General features: G+C 69.4%; 14 protein-coding genes. 10 read left to right on the top strand and 4 right to left on the bottom strand.

Annotated elements, in window-relative coordinates; genetic code table 11:
• Positions 1-808 (bottom strand): YhjD/YihY/BrkB family envelope integrity protein (locus KBX08_RS30370; protein WP_210787004.1); only part of this gene is annotated, 808 nt, incomplete at its 3' end.
• Between the two features lie 51 nt (positions 809-859).
• Between KBX08_RS30370 and KBX08_RS30375 the strand changes: the two genes are divergently transcribed.
• Together KBX08_RS30375 and KBX08_RS30380 are read left to right on the top strand one after the other, a co-directional pair.
• Positions 860-1411 carry a GNAT family N-acetyltransferase gene (locus KBX08_RS30375; protein ID WP_210787006.1) on the top strand — a complete coding sequence of 184 codons (552 nt, stop codon included), beginning with the start codon at positions 860-862 and terminating at the stop codon, positions 1409-1411.
• Between the two features lie 451 nt (positions 1412-1862).
• Positions 1863-5831, top strand: a complete 3969-nt coding sequence (locus KBX08_RS30380; protein WP_210787007.1) for a CARDB domain-containing protein — start codon at positions 1863-1865, stop codon at positions 5829-5831.
• On the opposite strand, the gene KBX08_RS30385 is transcribed toward KBX08_RS30380, so the two are convergent.
• The gene (locus KBX08_RS30385; protein ID WP_247670332.1) at positions 5821-6138 is read right to left on the bottom strand and encodes a hypothetical protein; all 318 of its coding nucleotides are present in this window, start codon (positions 6136-6138) and stop codon (positions 5821-5823) included. The genes KBX08_RS30380 and KBX08_RS30385 overlap by 11 nt on opposite strands.
• Before the next feature lie 40 nt (positions 6139-6178).
• On the bottom strand, positions 6179-6418 hold the full coding sequence (locus KBX08_RS30390; protein ID WP_210787015.1) for a hypothetical protein: 240 nt from the start codon (positions 6416-6418) through the stop codon (positions 6179-6181).
• Between the two features lie 211 nt (positions 6419-6629).
• Here KBX08_RS30390 and KBX08_RS30395 point away from each other — a divergent pair, with 211 nt between their 5' ends.
• The 6 genes from KBX08_RS30395 (at position 6630) to ispG (ending at position 12250) form a co-directional block, all read left to right on the top strand.
• The gene (locus KBX08_RS30395; protein ID WP_210787017.1) at positions 6630-7511 is read left to right on the top strand and encodes a helix-turn-helix transcriptional regulator; all 882 of its coding nucleotides are present in this window, start codon (positions 6630-6632) and stop codon (positions 7509-7511) included.
• Entirely contained in the window at positions 7501-7692 is a 192-nt protein-coding gene (locus KBX08_RS30400) for a DUF397 domain-containing protein (RefSeq protein WP_210787018.1), read from the top strand. Before KBX08_RS30395 ends, KBX08_RS30400 begins: the two co-directional genes overlap by 11 nt.
• Positions 7693-7966: 274 nt before the next feature.
• Complete coding sequence (locus KBX08_RS30405; protein ID WP_210787020.1) at positions 7967-8563, top strand: Uma2 family endonuclease; 597 nt, start codon at positions 7967-7969, stop codon at positions 8561-8563.
• Between the two features lie 43 nt (positions 8564-8606).
• Positions 8607-9818 (top strand): 1-deoxy-D-xylulose-5-phosphate reductoisomerase, encoded by a 1212-nt coding sequence (dxr, locus tag KBX08_RS30410; protein ID WP_210787022.1) that lies wholly within the window; start codon positions 8607-8609, stop codon positions 9816-9818.
• On the top strand, positions 9818-11068 hold the full coding sequence (locus KBX08_RS30415; RefSeq protein WP_210787024.1) for an RIP metalloprotease: 1251 nt from the start codon (positions 9818-9820) through the stop codon (positions 11066-11068). Before dxr ends, KBX08_RS30415 begins: the two co-directional genes overlap by 1 nt.
• 9 nt (positions 11069-11077) lie before the next feature.
• Positions 11078-12250, top strand: coding sequence for a flavodoxin-dependent (E)-4-hydroxy-3-methylbut-2-enyl-diphosphate synthase (gene ispG, locus KBX08_RS30420; RefSeq protein ID WP_210787026.1), 1173 nt, complete (start codon positions 11078-11080; stop codon positions 12248-12250).
• 107 nt (positions 12251-12357) lie between these two features.
• Here the strand turns inward: ispG and KBX08_RS30425 are convergent, their stop codons facing one another.
• A complete protein-coding gene (locus KBX08_RS30425; protein WP_210787028.1) occupies positions 12358-12936 on the bottom strand; it encodes a PadR family transcriptional regulator in 579 nt (192 codons plus the stop codon).
• A 112-nt stretch (positions 12937-13048) separates the two neighbouring features.
• On the opposite strand from KBX08_RS30425, the gene KBX08_RS30430 reads away from it, so the two are divergent.
• Both KBX08_RS30430 and KBX08_RS30435 read left to right on the top strand, forming a co-directional pair.
• Positions 13049-14389 carry an MFS transporter gene (locus tag KBX08_RS30430; RefSeq protein ID WP_210787030.1) on the top strand — a complete coding sequence of 447 codons (1341 nt, stop codon included), beginning with the start codon at positions 13049-13051 and terminating at the stop codon, positions 14387-14389.
• Complete coding sequence (locus KBX08_RS30435) at positions 14319-15158, top strand: DUF4081 domain-containing GNAT family N-acetyltransferase (RefSeq protein ID WP_210787032.1); 840 nt, start codon at positions 14319-14321, stop codon at positions 15156-15158. The genes KBX08_RS30430 and KBX08_RS30435 overlap by 71 nt, the downstream gene beginning before the upstream one ends.
• Positions 15159-15453 lie beyond the last annotated feature (295 nt).

The following is a 15453-nucleotide window of genomic DNA, read 5'->3' on the forward strand; positions in this document are numbered from 1 at the left end:
AGTTCGAGAGGGCCAGGGTGGCGGAGTAGCCGGCGAGGACGATCACGTGGAACAGATAGAGCCAGAGGAGGACGGCCACGCCGGCGCCGATCTCGTCGAAGCCGCCGAAGGGCACTCCCAGGTCCAGCGGGAGCGAGGCGAAGAGCACGAAGCCGTGCAGGAATCCGGACAGGTTCGCCGCGGTGAACGACCCGACCCCGAGGGTGCAGAGCCAGTCCGGTGAGGCCGGTCCGACGACCCGGAACACCCACACCAGCACCGGCGTGAGCACCAGCCAGACCGCCAGGAACGACAGCACCACGCCGAGCACGCCGAGCCAACCGCCCTGGCGTACGAGGCGGGTGGTGAGTGGGAGCGCCAGCAGGATCGACAGCAGCAGCGCGGGCGCCGGCGCGAGCAGCGGCAGCAGCAGGAGCCGGCCCCGCCAGCCGACCAGGTGCTCGTCGGAGCGGGGCGCGGCCACCGAGACGAACGCCCGGCGCAGGCCCTCGCCGTACAGGGAGGCGGGCAGCAGGGAGGCCAGCGCCAGCAGCGGGGTCAACCCCACCCCGGCGTCGACCAGCGCCTCCACCGCCCGGGGCGCGCCGATCGCGGTGGGCAGGGCCTCCACGGCGTACGAGGTGAGCCGGCGTACCCGGTCGGCCCCGGCCACCAGTGCGGTGAGCCAGATCGCCAGCAGGGCGACCGGCACCACGGCGATCGCCCCGTAGAAGGTGATGGCGGCGGCGTGCAGCGACAGGTCCCGTCCGCGCACCGGACGGAACGCGGCACTGGTGATCCGTTTCGCGCGCTGCCATCCGTTGCCCATCGGGTCCTCCTTCCCTGTCGTCGCGGCCGTCACTCCTTAAGATCGCCGGTCATGACTGTTCTCACCACCGAACGCCTGATCCTGCGCGATTGGACCGACGATCCGGCCGATCTGGTCCGGATCTACGACATCTACTCGCGTCCCGAGATCAGCCGATATCTGGGCGTGGCGTCGGGTCTGCCGATGACCAACCCGGCCCAGGCCGCCGAGCGGCTGGGGATCTGGCAGGAGCGGCACGCCGCCGACGGCGGCCGGTACGGCACCTGGGCGATCGAGGTACGCGAGACGGGTCAGGTGGTGGGCACTCTGTTGCTCAAGCCGCTGCCGGGGCGCGACGAGTCGCGCCGGACCGACGACATCGAGGTGGGCTGGCACCTGCACCCGGACGCGTGGGGTCACGGCTACGCCACCGAGGCGGCGCGCGCGGCGGTGGCCCGGGAGTTCGCCGCCGGTACCCGGGAGATCTACGCGGTCGTGTCGCCGAGCAACGAGCCGTCGATGGCTGTCGCTCGGAGGCTGGGCATGAGCCATGTCGGTCAGCGCACGGACTGGTACGGCGGGGAGCTGGTGGAGACCTTCGTGCTGACGGCACCAGATGCCTGATCGTTCCCGTACGACCTGACGCAAGATCCGCGCAACTTCGGGGAAGGTGTGGCCTCCAGTAGTCAGGAGGCGGCACCTTCCCCGAATTCGTGGGCAGGTCAGCGCGGGCGGCGGCCCTCAGGGCAGACAAGTCCGTCAATAGTCACGGTGGTCGAAGTGTTGACGCTCCCGTAGCACGTCAGTAACCTTTGGGTCAAAGTAACGCAAGATTTAGACAAAGACATGCACGGTTCTGTGCATGCTCTCGGAAGATTCAACGGGCCTCCTGGGGAGGCCCGTTGATGGTCGTACCCATCTGGTGTTTTGCAGGACGGGCGGCGCCCCCGCGCCGCCCGTACCACCCCGTCTCTCTCGACACCGGCCCTCTCGCGTCGGCCGGCGCTGCACCGCCGCACCCCCACCCCCGTGGTCCAGCCACCGCGGCAACCGTCCCCCGACGACAAGGACAGTGATGAGACGAACGAATCTGTTCAGGATGGTGGCGGCCACGGCCGCCGCCGCGCTGATCGCGACGGCCGGGGCGACAGCCCTCGCGAACCCGGCCGCCGCCGTCCGCCCGGCCGATCCGGCGGCCGCACCGAGCACCAGCTTCGCCCCGGCGGCCACCAACCTCGCCCAGGGCCGTCCCACCCAGGAGAGCGGCCACGCCGACGTCTACGACTCGTCGAAGGTCGTCGACGGCAACGCGGGCAGCTACTGGGAGAGCGTCAACAACGCGTTCCCGCAGTGGGTGCAGGTCGATCTCGGCTCATCGCAGAGCGTCAACCAGGTAGTGCTGAAGCTGCCGACCTCCGGTTGGGGGACCCGGACGCAGACGCTGAGCGTGCGGGGCAGCACCAACGGTTCGTCCTTCACCGACCTGGTCGGGTCGCAGACGTACACCTTCAACCCGGCGAGCGGCAGCACCGCCACGATCAACTTCAGCTCGACCTCCACGCGCTACGTCCGGATCACCATCACCGCCAACAGCGGCTGGCCGGCCGGGCAACTCTCCGAGCTGGAGGTGTACGGCAGCGGCGGCACCACCCCCGACACCACGGCGCCGAGCGTCCCCGGCAACCTCTCGTACACCCAGTCGGGCACCACCATCAGCCTCAACTGGGTCGCGTCGACAGACAACGCGGGCGGCAGCGGCATCGCCGGCTACGACGTCTACCGCAACGGCGCGTTCCTCCAGTCCATCGGCAACGTGACCACCTTCAACGACACCCAGCCGGCCACGGCGACCGTGTCGTACCACGTCCGGGCGCGTGACGTCGCCGGCAACATCTCCGGCAACAGCAACACTGTGACCCGTACCGGCAGCGGTGACACCACAGCGCCGAGCGTCCCGGGGACGCTGTCGCACAGCACGTCGGGCAGCACGATCACGCTCAACTGGGGGGCCTCCACCGACTCCGGTGGCAGCGGGCTCGCCGGCTACAACGTCTACCGGGGCGGCAGCCTGATCGCCACGCTGGGCACCGTCCTCACCTACCAGGACACCCAACCGGCGACGGCGACCGTGTCGTACCACGTCCGGGCCCGCGACGGCGCCGGCAACCTCTCCGGAAACAGCAACACCGTCACCCGGACCGGCAGCAACCCGCCCGCCTGCACCAACGTGGCGGCGGGCAAGAGCATGACGGCGAGCGGCTCCACCTTCAGCTTCACCCCGGACAAGGCGAACGACGGGCAGCTCACCACCTACTGGGAGGGTGCGGCGAGCTACCCGCAGAACCTGACAGTGGCGCTGGGCGCGAACCACTCCATCTCCGGTGTCACGGTGAAGCTCAACCCGGACCCGGCCTGGGGCACCCGTACCCAGACCATCCAGGTCCTCGGCCGCGACCAGGCGTCGTCCGCGTACACCAGTCTGGTGTCGGCGGCGACCTACCAGTTCGCCCAGGGCACCAACCTGGTGACCATCCCGGTCAGCACGACCACCGCTGACGTGCAGTTGCGGTTCACCGGCAACACCGGTGCCCCGTCCGGCCAGGTGGCCGAGCTTGAGGTGTGCGGCACCCCGGCGCCCAACCCGGACCTGGTCGTCAGCTCGGTGACCTGGTCGCCCACGTCGCCCAGCGAGGTCTCCCCGGTCACCCTCTCGGCAGTGGTGCAGAACGTCGGGTCGGCCGCCGCCGGCGCGACCACAGTGAACTTCAGCCTGGCCGGCGCGGTCGTCGGCAGCGCCTCGGTGGGCACGCTCGCCGCGGGCGCCTCGACCACCGTGTCGTTCAACGCCGGTACGCGGCCGATGGGCAGCTACGCCGTCTCGGCGGTGGTCGACCCGGCGAACACGATCGTCGAGCAGAACAACGGCAACAACAGCCGCACCGCGGCGTCGCCGCTGGTGGTGGCGCAGGCCCCGGGCCCCGACGTCCAGGTGCTCAGCATCGCCTCGAACCCGCCGAACCCGGCCGTCGGGGCGTCCGTCACCTTCACCGTGACCGTTCGCAACCGGGGCACCACCGCGACCGGGGCGACCACCGTCACCCGGCTGGTGGCGGGCAGCACCACGCTCAACACCAACACCGCCTCCATCGCCGCCGGCGCGACGGTCACCGTGGCCGTCAGCGGTAGCTGGACCGCCACCAGCGGCGGCGCCACCATCACCGCCACCGCCGACGCCACGAACGTGGTCACCGAGACCAACGAGACCAACAACGCGTTCAGCCAGTCGATAGTGGTCGGTCGTGGAGCAGCCGGCCCGTACGTCTCGTACGAGGCGGAGGCCGGCCGTTACCAGGGCACGCTGCTGGAGGCCGACCCGCTGCGGACCTTCGGGCACACCAACTTCGCCAGCGAGTCCTCGGGTCGCAAGTCGGTACGCCTCACCAGCACCGGCCAGTTCGTCGAGTTCACCTCGGCCAACCAGGCCAACTCGATCGTGGTGCGTAACTCCATCCCGGACGCTCCGGGTGGTGGCGGCATCGAGGCGACCATCAGCCTCTACGTCAACGACGTCTTCTCCCGGAAGCTGACGTTGTCGTCGAAGCACAGCTGGCTCTACGGCAACACCGACGGGCCGGAGGCGCTGACCAACACCCCGCAGGCCGACGCCCGGCGGCTCTTCGACGAGTCGAACGCGCTGTTGGCGCAGTCGTACCCGGCCGGCACCCGGTTCAAGTTGCAGCGCGACTCGGGTGACAGCGCCTCCTTCTACGTCATCGACATGATCGATCTGGAGCAGGTGGCGCCGGCGGCGAGCCAGCCGGCCGGCTGCACCTCGATCACCTCGTACGGTGCGGTCCCGAACGACGGGCTCGACGACACCGCCGCCATCCAGCGGGCGGTGACCGACGACCAGAACGGGGTCATCAGCTGCGTCTGGATCCCCGCCGGGCAGTGGCGGCAGGAGCAGAAGATCCTGACCGACGACCCGCTGAACCGGGGCATGCACAACCAGGTCGGCATCAGCAACGTCACGATCCGGGGCGCCGGGATGTGGCACTCGCAGCTCTACACACTGACCGAGCCGCAGAACGTGGTGGGCGGCATCAACCACCCGCACGAGGGCAACTTCGGCTTCGACATCGACAAGAACACCCAGATCTCCGACATCGCCATCTTCGGCTCGGGTCGGATCCGCGGCGGTGACGGCAACGCCGAGGGTGGCGTCGGTCTGAACGGTCGCTTCGGCGCCGGCACGAAGATCAGCAACGTCTGGATCGAGCACGCCAACGTGGGCGCCTGGGTGGGTCGCGACTACGACAACATCCCCGACCTGTGGGGGCCGGCCGACGGGCTGGAGTTCACCGGGATGCGGATCCGCAACACGTACGCCGACGGCATCAACTTCAGCAACGGCACGCGCAACTCGCGGGTGTTCAACTCGTCCTTCCGCACCACCGGTGACGACGCGCTCGCCGTCTGGGCCAACCCGTACGTCAAGGACCGCAACGTCGACATCGCCCACGACAACCACTTCGTCAACAACACCATCCAGTTGCCCTGGCGGGCCAACGGCATCGCCATCTACGGCGGCTACGACAACTCGATCGAGAACAACCTGATCTACGACACCGCCAACTACCCGGGCATCATGCTGGCGACCGACCACGACCCGCTGCCGTTCTCCGGCACGACGCTGATCGCCAACAACGGGCTCTACCGCACCGGCGGCGCCTTCTGGAACGAGGACCAGGAGTTCGGTGCCATCACGATCTTCCCGGCCACCAGGGACATCGTCGGGGTCACGATCCGGGACACCGACATCATCGACTCCACGTACGACGGCATCCAGTTCAAGAACGGTGGCGGCAACATACCGAACCTCGCGATCACCAACGTGCGGATCGACAGGTCCGTCAACGGTGCCGGCATCCTCGCGATGAGCGGCGCGCGCGGCAACGCCAACCTGACCAACGTGACAATCACCAACTCGGCCGACGGCAACATCGTCATCCAGCCGGGCTCGCAGTTCGTCATCACTCCCTGATCAACACGGTTTGAGTGAAGTCGGGGTGTCCGGATGTCGAGGACACCCCGACTTCCGTGTTGGGCACTGCCGCGCAGGGTCCGTCGTGGGCGTCGGGTCGCCGGCAGCGACCGGCACCGTCGAGGTTGGTGTCACAAAACACTCGGGTACGCAGGAACTGCGCGTCCTCCTCGCTGAGCGTCGTCTCGCCGAAGTCGATGGTGCTGAGATGGCCGAGCGAGTCGCGCAGCGCCACGGCCAGGGCGGTGACCTCGTCGAGGCTGGTCAGCGTGGTCGGCAGGTGGATGATCCACCGCGGCGCGGTCATCGCGGCCCCCGGTTGTCGGGTGCTCCCCGGACGCGGCGGCTCATCGCAATGCCACCGATCCTCCAGCGATCAACATCTGTACCTGCTCGTCGGTCAGGCCGCGCCGCTCCAGGACGCGACGGCCCCAGCGGTGCAGCCGGCACGGGTGTGTTGCCTGGTCCTTGCGGCAACGCTCACCGTCGGGCCGCTCGGGGGCGTGCACGGTGACCGCCCTCAGCGCGAACACGACGTCCTCCGTGGTCAGGTAGGGCGGCAGCGGTAGGTCATCGATGGGGTCCATGGTCCTCCCGTCCGGGCGGCGACCTCTCGATGAGCGGTATACCTCGTAGGTATAAATATGACTCTGAGGTATACCGCTCACGAGAGTGACCGCTCCGAGTTGTTGTGCCTTTCCACGATGGTCGTTTCACTGCTGGCCCAACGCAATCTTTCACGGCAGAATGCGGACCAAGGGGCGAGGTGTCTTACGCGACGACAGCCAGGGAGATGACGTGGACGACTCCGGCAGCACAGTCCCACGGAGGCAGCTCGGCAGATACCTGAGAGAGCTTCGCGAAAATGCCTATGTGACGGTTACCGCGGCGGCCAAGGAATTGGAATGGTCGGCACCCCGGATCTGGCGCTACGAAACCGGTCAGGTCCCCATGCACCCGAACGACGTGGCGGCCATGTGCCGCGTCTACGGCGCGTCCCCGGAGACGATCGAGACGATGCGGGCGCTGGCCCGCGAGACCAAGGCGCACGGCTGGTGGCACAGCTACGGCGAAGCGATAAAGGACTGGTTCAAGCTGTACGTCGGCCTGGAAGCCGCCGCCACCCGTATCCGCCACTACGAAGCGAACCTGGTACCCGGTCTGCTGCAGACGGTCGAGTGCATGACCGAGGTGATCGCCACCGACCACCCGCAGCTCGGCGAGGCGGAGCGCAAGGCTCGGGTGGACATCCGGCTGCGTCGGCAGCGGTTGCTGGCCCGCGCGGTGCCCCGAGCCCCGCATCTCGACGTGATCCTGAACGAATCCGTGCTGCGTCGGCCGCTGCGCGACCGAGCGGCGATGGTCCGGCAACTGGATGCCCTGGTGGTGACGAGCGAGCGGCACAACATCAGCCTGCGGGTGCTACCGCTGGCTGCCGGGCTGTTCCGTTGGGCATCGTCTGGCACCTTCACCATGCTCGACTTCCCGACTGACGTGCGGGAGCCGGAGCCAACCACGATCTACATGGACGGTCCCTGCGGCGCGGTCTACCTTGACAAGGCCCACGAAATCGAGGTCTACGAGACCGTATGGCGCTCACTCGGGGAACGGGCGCTGAGCCCGATCGAGTCCCGCGAGCTGGTTGCGGCGATAGCGAAGGAGATGACCGATGGTGCGTGACGGAGTCTGGCGCAAGTCGACCCGGTCCGGCGGCGACGGCAACTGCGTCGAGGTGGCCGGGTTCGCCGAGACGGTCGGCGTGCGCGACAGCAAGGACCGGCAAGGGCCGGTGCTGACCTTCACTCCCTCGGTCTGGACCGCCTTCGTCCAGGCCGCTGGCCGTTTCACCGGCGAAGCCTGACGGAACAGCCTGCCAAGGGCCGTTGCGGTTTTCAGCCGATGGAGGGCGGTGTGCAGCGATGCAGTCTCGCCTGGCGCGCGTCAACGCTCGTGCTCGACACGGTGCAGGCTGCACTCGGCCTGATCCCCGTCACCATGCGCGCCATCTCGGTGCAGGCGACTCCGGAGAAAGTCATCCTGCATTTCGCCCTGCTTGAGCGGAACGCCAACGTCAGCGCCACGAAGCCACACCCCATGTCCGTTGGCCATGAGCCGGGCCCTGCCATTGTTGCGACGTGCCCGCGAAGTCGTTTGAAGTGTTGGGCCGCCGCAGCGATGCGTGGACGGCGGGCGCCGCGCTTGACCTTCTGCCCGAGAACAGCGGTCCACGGGTGGAGGTGCTGCGCGGCTGTGTCGTGATCACGCCGGGTTCCGACCTCGATCGGCGGACGGTTCAACGGGAACTCGGCTACCTGCTGAAGCAGGCCGCCCGCCGGGCACGGCTGTGGCTCTATCACGAGGTGAACGTCGTCTCGGATGACGACCTGTTCATTCCGGACATCGCCGTGCTGAAGGTCCCCGGCGGCGGGCGAACGGCGATGAGCATCGGGCAGGCGGTGTTGTTGGGGGAGATCGTGTCTCCCGGAAATCGGCGTAAGGACGTGATCGACAGGCCCAGGGAGTACGCCGCCGTCGGGGTGCCGTTCTTCCTCCGGGTGGACCTGCGCAACCGGGTGCCGACCATGGCGCTGTTGGAGCTGGTCGACGGGGAGTACCGCCCGTTGGCCGCCGCTGCGGCAGGGAGCACCTTCGCGATGCGCGAGCCGTTCGATTTCTCGATCGACCCGGCCGAGTTGCTGGACGAGGCGGAAGCGTCGGAGGGGGAGGGCTGAGGCTCCCAGCAGACGTGCAGCGGGGGTGGGGAAGAATGGCCGGGTGACTTCCCCCCGCGACCTCGTTCTGCTCGGGTCCACCGGCTCGATCGGCACCCAGGCCATCGACATCGTCCGGCGCAACCCGGACCGGTTCCGAGTGGTCGCCGTGGGCGCCGGTGGCGGCAACGTCGAGCTGCTCGCCGCGCAGGCCCTCGAACTGGGCGTCGAGGCGGTCGGAGTGGCCAAGGCGTCCGCCGCGCAGGACCTGCAACTCGCGTTCTACGCCGAGGCGAGCCGGCGCGGATGGGCCACCGGTGACTTCAAGCTTCCCAAGATCGTGGCCGGGCCCGATGCCATGACCGAGCTGGCCCAGTGGCCGTGCGACATCGTGCTCAACGGGGTGGTCGGCTCGCTGGGCCTCGCTCCTACGCTGGCCGCGCTGCGCGGTGGTCGTACTCTCGCGTTGGCCAACAAGGAGTCCCTCGTTGCCGGCGGCCCGCTGGTCAGGGCCGCGGTGACGCGGCCGGGGCAGATCGTCCCGGTCGACTCGGAGCACTCGGCGCTGGCCCAGTGCCTGCGCTCCGGTTCGCGCGGTGAGGTGCGTCGGCTGATCGTCACGGCCAGCGGCGGCCCGTTCCGGGGCCGACGGCGCGACGAGTTGACGCAGGTCACACCCGAGCAGGCGCTCGCACACCCGACCTGGAACATGGGGCCGGTCGTCACGATCAACTCAGCCACCATGGTCAACAAGGCGCTGGAGGTGATCGAGGCGCACGAGCTGTTCGACGTGCCCTACGCCGACATCACAGTGATGGTGCACCCGCAGTCGGTGATCCACTCGATGGTCGAGTTCGTCGACGGGTCGACGATCGCCCAGGCCAGCCCACCGGACATGCGGCTGCCGATCGCGCTCGGCATCGGCTGGCCCGACCGGGTGCCGGAGGCGGCCACCGCCGTCGACTGGACGGCCGCGCACACCTGGGAGTTCGCGCCGCTCGACGACGAGGCGTTCCCGGCCGTCGCCCTGGCCAAGGCCGCCGGGGAGACCGGGCGCTGCCGGCCGGCGATCTACAACGCGGCGAACGAGGAGTGCGTGGCCGCGTTCGTGGCGGGCCGGCTGCCGTTCCTCGGCATCGTCGACACCCTCGAACGCGTGTTGGAGGAGGCTCCGGACTTCGACGAACCAGGTACCGTCGAGGACGTGCTCGCGGCCGAGTCGTGGGCACGCGCGCACGCGCAGGAGATCATCGCGGGTTCGGTGGAAGGAGCTTGATGTCGTACCTGCTCGGGGTGGTCCTCTTCGCCCTGGCCATTCTCATCTCGGTGAGCCTGCACGAGGCGGGTCACCTGCTGACCGCCAAGGCGTTCGGGATGAAGGTCACGAAGTACTTCGTCGGTTTCGGCCCCACCATCTGGTCGTTCCGGCGGGGTGAGACGGAGTACGGCCTCAAGGGCATCCCCCTCGGTGGCTTCTGCAAGATCGTCGGGATGACGCCGCAGGACGACGACGTCGAGCCGGGCGACGAGTCGCGGGTGATGTGGCGCTACCCGGTCTGGAAGCGGACGATCGTGATGGCCGCCGGGTCGATCACGCACTTCGCGCTCGCTCTGGTCACCATCTGGATCCTCGCCGTCTCCGCCGGCCTGCCCAACCCCGACTTCCCGACCACCGACGCGCAGGCCCGCCAGGAGCCCGCCGTCATCCAGCTCAGTGAGTGCGTGGTTCCGGAGAACGCGGTGCGGGCGTGCACCCCCGCCGACGCGGCCAGCCCGGCAGCCCAGGCGCAACTGCGCAACGGCGACCGGATCACCTCGGTCAACGGCACCCCGATCAACTCCTACGGCGACCTGCTCACCACGCTGCGCGGGCTCAAGCCGGGCGACAACGCGCAGATCGCGTACGTCCGCGACGGGCAGCCGGGCACCACCAGCACGGTGCTCGCGCAGACCCAGCGTCCGCCGCTGGACAACCCGACAGGTGCCGCCGCGCCGGTGGCCGCGCTCGGCGTCGGGCTCGTCCCCAGCACCCCAACCCGTGTGACGTACGGCCCGGTCGGCGCCTTCGGCGCCACCGCCGACTTCACCGGTCAACTGGCCGTCGGCACCGCCCAGGCGCTCCAGCGCCTCCCGCAGAAGGTCCCCGCCCTGTGGACCGCCCTCACCGGCGGCGAGCGCGACGTCGACACCCCGATCAGCGTGGTCGGCGCAAGCCGACTCGGCGGGGAGGCGGTCGAGAACAACGCCTGGCTGGTCTTCTTCATGCTCTTCGTGTCGCTGAACTTCTTCATCGGCGTGTTCAACCTGCTGCCGCTGCTCCCGGTGGACGGCGGCCACATCGCCATCGCCTGGTTCGAACGGGCCCGCTCCTGGGTCTACGCGCGGATCGGCCGGGCCGACCCCGGCCGGGTGGACTACCTCAAACTGATGCCCTTCACGTACGTGGTGATCCTGATCGGTGGCGCGTTCACGCTGCTGACCATCGCCGCGGACGTCGTCAACCCCATCACGCTCTTCTCAAGGTGAGTGCCTGAAGTGACAGCTATCAGTCTCGGTATGCCCGCCGTGCCGCCCCCGCCGCTCGCTCCCCGTCGGGCCAGCCGCCAGATCATGGTCGGTTCGGTTCCGGTCGGTGGTGGTGCGCCGGTGTCCGTGCAGTCGATGACCACGACCCTCACCTCCGACATCAACGCGACCCTTCAGCAGATCGCCGAGCTGACCGCGTCCGGCTGCCAGATCGTCCGGGTGGCGGTGCCGTCCCAGGACGACGTCGAGGCGCTGCCCGCGATCGCCAAGAAGTCACAGATCCCGGTGATCGCCGACATCCACTTCCAGCCCAAGTACGTCTTCGCCGCGATCGACGCCGGCTGCGCGGCGGTCCGGGTCAACCCGGGCAACATCCGGCAGTTCGACGACAAGGTCAAGGAGATCGCTCGTGCCGCGGGGGCGGCGGGGACGCCGATCCGGATCGGCGTCAACGCCGGGTCACTGGACAAGCGCCTGCTGAGCAAGTACGGCAAGGCCACCGCCGAAGCGCTTGTCGAGTCGGCGCTGTGGGAGTGCTCGCTGTTCGAGGAGCACGGCTTCCGCGACATCAAGATCTCGGTCAAGCACAACGACCCGGTCGTGATGATCCGGGCGTACCGGCAGCTCGCCGAGCAGTGCGACTACCCGCTGCACCTCGGCGTCACCGAGGCCGGGCCAGCCTTCCAGGGCACCATCAAGTCGGCGGTCGCGTTCGGCGCGCTGCTGGCCGAGGGGATTGGCGACACGATCCGGGTGTCGCTGTCCGCCCCGCCGGTGGAGGAGATCAAGGTCGGCAACCAGATCCTGGAGTCCCTCGGTCTGCGTGAGCGGGGCCTGGAGATCGTCTCGTGCCCGTCCTGCGGGCGGGCCCAGGTGGACGTCTACAAGCTCGCCGAGGAGGTCACCGCCGGCCTGGAAGGGCTGCCGGTGCCGCTGCGGGTCGCCGTCATGGGCTGCGTGGTGAACGGTCCGGGCGAGGCCCGGGAAGCCGACCTCGGTGTCGCCTCCGGCAACGGCAAGGGCCAGATCTTCGTCAAGGGCCAGGTCGTCAAGACGGTGCCCGAGGCCCAGATCGTCGAAACCCTGATCGAAGAGGCGCTGCGGATCGCCGACGAGATGGGCGCCGAACTCCCCGAGGAGCTGCGCGGGCTGGTCACCGGCCCGACCGTCACAGTGCACTGATCTTCCATCTGGAAAAAGCGGCCGCTCCCCGTGCGGGGAGCGGCCGCTGTGCGTTCGTGCTGATCGTGCGCTGTTGGGGTGGCCTGGCGTTGTGGTGCGGCCTGGCGTCACTCGGATTCGGCGAGGATCGCGTACAGCTTGCGCCGGGTCTCGTCGAGCACCTGGGCGGCCCGCTCACGCTGGTCGTCGGTGCCGTTCATCATCACCTGGCGCAGCGCGTTCATCGCCTGTGCGCCAGAGTCACGGATGTCGTGCCAGCTGCTCACAGTGCCCTGGGCGACGTCCGCCCACGGCGGGGTCTGCGCGGCCTCGGTGGCCTCCGCCTGACCGGCCTCGGTGACAGTGAACCGCTTCCGCCCACCACCGGACTCCTCGGTGCTGGCGACGATCACGCCCTCGTCCTCCAGTAGCTGGAGGGTGGGGTAGATCGAGCCCGGGCTCGGCCGCCACGCACCGCCGGTGCGGGAGTCGATCTCCTGGATCATCTCGTAGCCGTGCATAGGCCGCTCGGTGAGCAGGGCCAACACGGACGCTCGGACGTTGGGGCGTCGGCCCCGACCCCGTCCACGGCCCCGGCCGCCCCAGGGGCCGCCGTGCTCGTGGCCATGACCGTGCGGACCGGGCGGGAAGCCGAACCCCCGCATCCGGGCCTCGTGCATCGGGTGGTGCTGTCGGTGGAACCTCATCGGGTTTTTCCTTCCCTAGGACTATCGCTGATGCATCAACGATATATCGGCAATGCATCGCCGACAACCCCCATCTACCAAACCGTACGTACGTCTTGTTAAGGTGTCGGTCATGCGCCTGCTTCCCCCGCCGGGTCCGGCCCGGGTCCTCACCCTCGGCACTCTGGTCAAGACCGTCGGGCGGGGCCTCTGGCTCGTCGCCAGCGCGCTCTTCCTCACCCGGTCGGTCGGCCTGTCGGCCACCGAAGTAGGTATCGGGCTGACCATCTCGGCCCTGGTCGGTGTGTTGGCCAGCGCCCCGAGCGGTTACCTGGCCGACCGCGTCGGCCCACGCGGCGTGCAGGTCGGCGCGCTGTTCGTCGCTGGCACCCTGACCATCGGCCTGATCGCCGTCCGGTCGTTCCCCACGTTCGTGCTGGTGGCAGCGGCCACCGCGCTTGCCGACGCGGTCGAGCGAGGTGCCCGCGGCGCACTGATCGCCGGCGCGATCCCAGCCGACCAGCGGGTCCGCACCCGCGCCTACCTGCGAGCCACCACCAACGTCGGGATCTCCGTCGGCGCCGTCCTCGGCGGCTTCGCCATCGCCGCCGACACCCGAACCGGGTACGTCGTGCTCATCCTGGCCTCGGCGGCGACGTCACTGGCCGCAGCGGTGGTCTTCCTTCGTCTGCCCGCCGTCGCCCCGGTCGCCGCCCCGACGCACGGCCCTCGGCTGGTCGCCCTACGGGACCGCCCGTTCCTCGCCTTCACACTGGTCGACGGGCTGATGTCGATGCACTTCAGCCTGCTCACCATCGCCCTGCCGCTGTGGATCGCCGGCCACACCCGGGCCCCCGTCTGGATGATCTCCGCGTTGACGCTGGTCAACACCGTGCTGGTCGTGCTCCTTCAGGTACGCGCCGCGAATACCGCCGCCACAGTGCCCGGGGCCGCCCGCGCCGCCCGCCGAGCGGGCGTGGCCATCGCCCTGGCCTGCGTACTCTTCGCTGCCAGCGGCGCGCTGCCCACCGCCGGCGCGGTGGGCCTGCTCGGCCTCGGGGCGCTCGCGCACGTCACCGGGGAGCTGTGGCACTCCGCCGCCGGCTGGGGGATCTCCTTCGGGCTGGCACCAGCGGACGCACAGGGGCAGTACCAGGGGGCGTACGGCATGGGCTACGAACTGGGCAAGATGCTCGCACCGGTCGTGGTGACCACCCTCGCGCTCGGCTGGGGCGTACCTGGCTGGCTCGTGCTCGGTGCCCTTTTTCTCCTGCTCGGAGCCCTGGTGCCCCCGGTCGTCCGCTGGGCCGGGCGGACCCGGCCGATCAGTGGGCCCGCAGAACCGGTGCCGGCCTCGCCACTCGACCGGCGGAGCGGGGGGTCGATCTGGCAGGCTGATAGTCGTGCTGACGGTGCCGGTACGCCAACTGGGGGAATCGGAGCGCCGCGCGGTCGAGCGACTGCTCGACCATGACCCGTTCGCGGGCGCGCAGGTCGCCGAGCGGATCGCCGCGCGCGGACTCTCCTGGTGGCGGGCCGAGGGCAGAATCCTGGGGTACGGGGCTCGCCGCAACCTCGAGTCACTCTGCTGGCTCGGCGGCAACCTGACCCCGGTGCTGGCCAGTGACGCAGCGGTCGCTGCCTTCGCCGACCTGCTCGCCGGCGAGGAGCGGCTCTGCTCCTCCATCGTCGGCCGGGCCGATGCCGTCCTCGGGCTGTGGGACCGCCTTTCCGGAACGTGGGGGCCAGCGCGAGACGTTCGCCCCAATCAGCCACTGCTGGTCACCGACACGCTGCCACCCGTACCGGCCGATCCGGAGGTACGCCAGGTTCGCTCCGGCGAGGTCGACCGGCTCTTCCCGGCGGCGGTTGCCATGTACACCGAGGAGGTCGGCGTCTCCCCGCTGGCCGAGGACGGCGGACGCAGCTACCGCCGGCGGGTCAACGACCTGGTCCGGACCGGTCGCGCGTACGCCCGCATCATCGACGGCAAGGTCGTGTTCAAGGCCGAGTTGGCCGTGGTCACCAAACGGACGGCGCAGATCCAGGGCGTCTGGGTGGCACCGGAGTGGCGAGGCCGGGGGATCGCCACCGCCGCCATGGCAGCCGTGGTCCGCGACGCGCTGCTGCGGGTCGCCCCCACCGTCAGCCTGTACGTCAACGATTTCAACCTCCCGGCCCGCCGTGTCTACGAGCGCTGCGGATTCCAGCCGATCGGCACCCTGGCCACCGTCCTCTTCTGACCGCTGCCGGTTGGCTCGCGCGGCACGCGGTGATGTATCCCCGCAGATTTTGGACAGATTCCGTTCGCGCTGAACGGGAAATGTCCAAGATCTGCGCACTCGGAGCAAAGAAACGCCGCTGGCCGGCGCCCCGGGTTGCGGGGTGCCGGCCAGTGGTCGGTGTGGTGCTGTGGTGTTGCCGTGCTGGGTGCTGGGTGCTGGGTGCTGGGTGCTTGTGGTGTGGGTCAGCTGTTCCAGTGCTGGGCGACGAGGTCGGTGGCCTGCTGCTCCCACTGGGCGTAGGCGTCCGGGTAGG

The sequence above is a fragment of the Micromonospora sp. H61 genome, assembly GCF_018070325.1.
Lineage (GTDB): Bacteria > Actinomycetota > Actinomycetes > Mycobacteriales > Micromonosporaceae > Micromonospora > Micromonospora salmantinae.

Coding starts and splice junctions, on each gene's coding strand:
- KBX08_RS30385 (WP_247670332.1), bottom strand. CDS start 6,138: ATGACCGCGCCGCGGTGGATCATCCACCTGCCGACCACGCTGACCAGC.
- KBX08_RS30430 (WP_210787030.1), top strand. CDS start 13,049: ATGCGCCTGCTTCCCCCGCCGGGTCCGGCCCGGGTCCTCACCCTCGGC.
- KBX08_RS30390 (WP_210787015.1), bottom strand. CDS start 6,418: ATGGACCCCATCGATGACCTACCGCTGCCGCCCTACCTGACCACGGAG.
- KBX08_RS30380 (WP_210787007.1), top strand. CDS start 1,863: ATGAGACGAACGAATCTGTTCAGGATGGTGGCGGCCACGGCCGCCGCC.
- KBX08_RS30425 (WP_210787028.1), bottom strand. CDS start 12,936: ATGAGGTTCCACCGACAGCACCACCCGATGCACGAGGCCCGGATGCGG.
- KBX08_RS30400 (WP_210787018.1), top strand. CDS start 7,501: ATGGTGCGTGACGGAGTCTGGCGCAAGTCGACCCGGTCCGGCGGCGAC.
- KBX08_RS30415 (WP_210787024.1), top strand. CDS start 9,818: ATGTCGTACCTGCTCGGGGTGGTCCTCTTCGCCCTGGCCATTCTCATC.
- KBX08_RS30375 (WP_210787006.1), top strand. CDS start 860: ATGACTGTTCTCACCACCGAACGCCTGATCCTGCGCGATTGGACCGAC.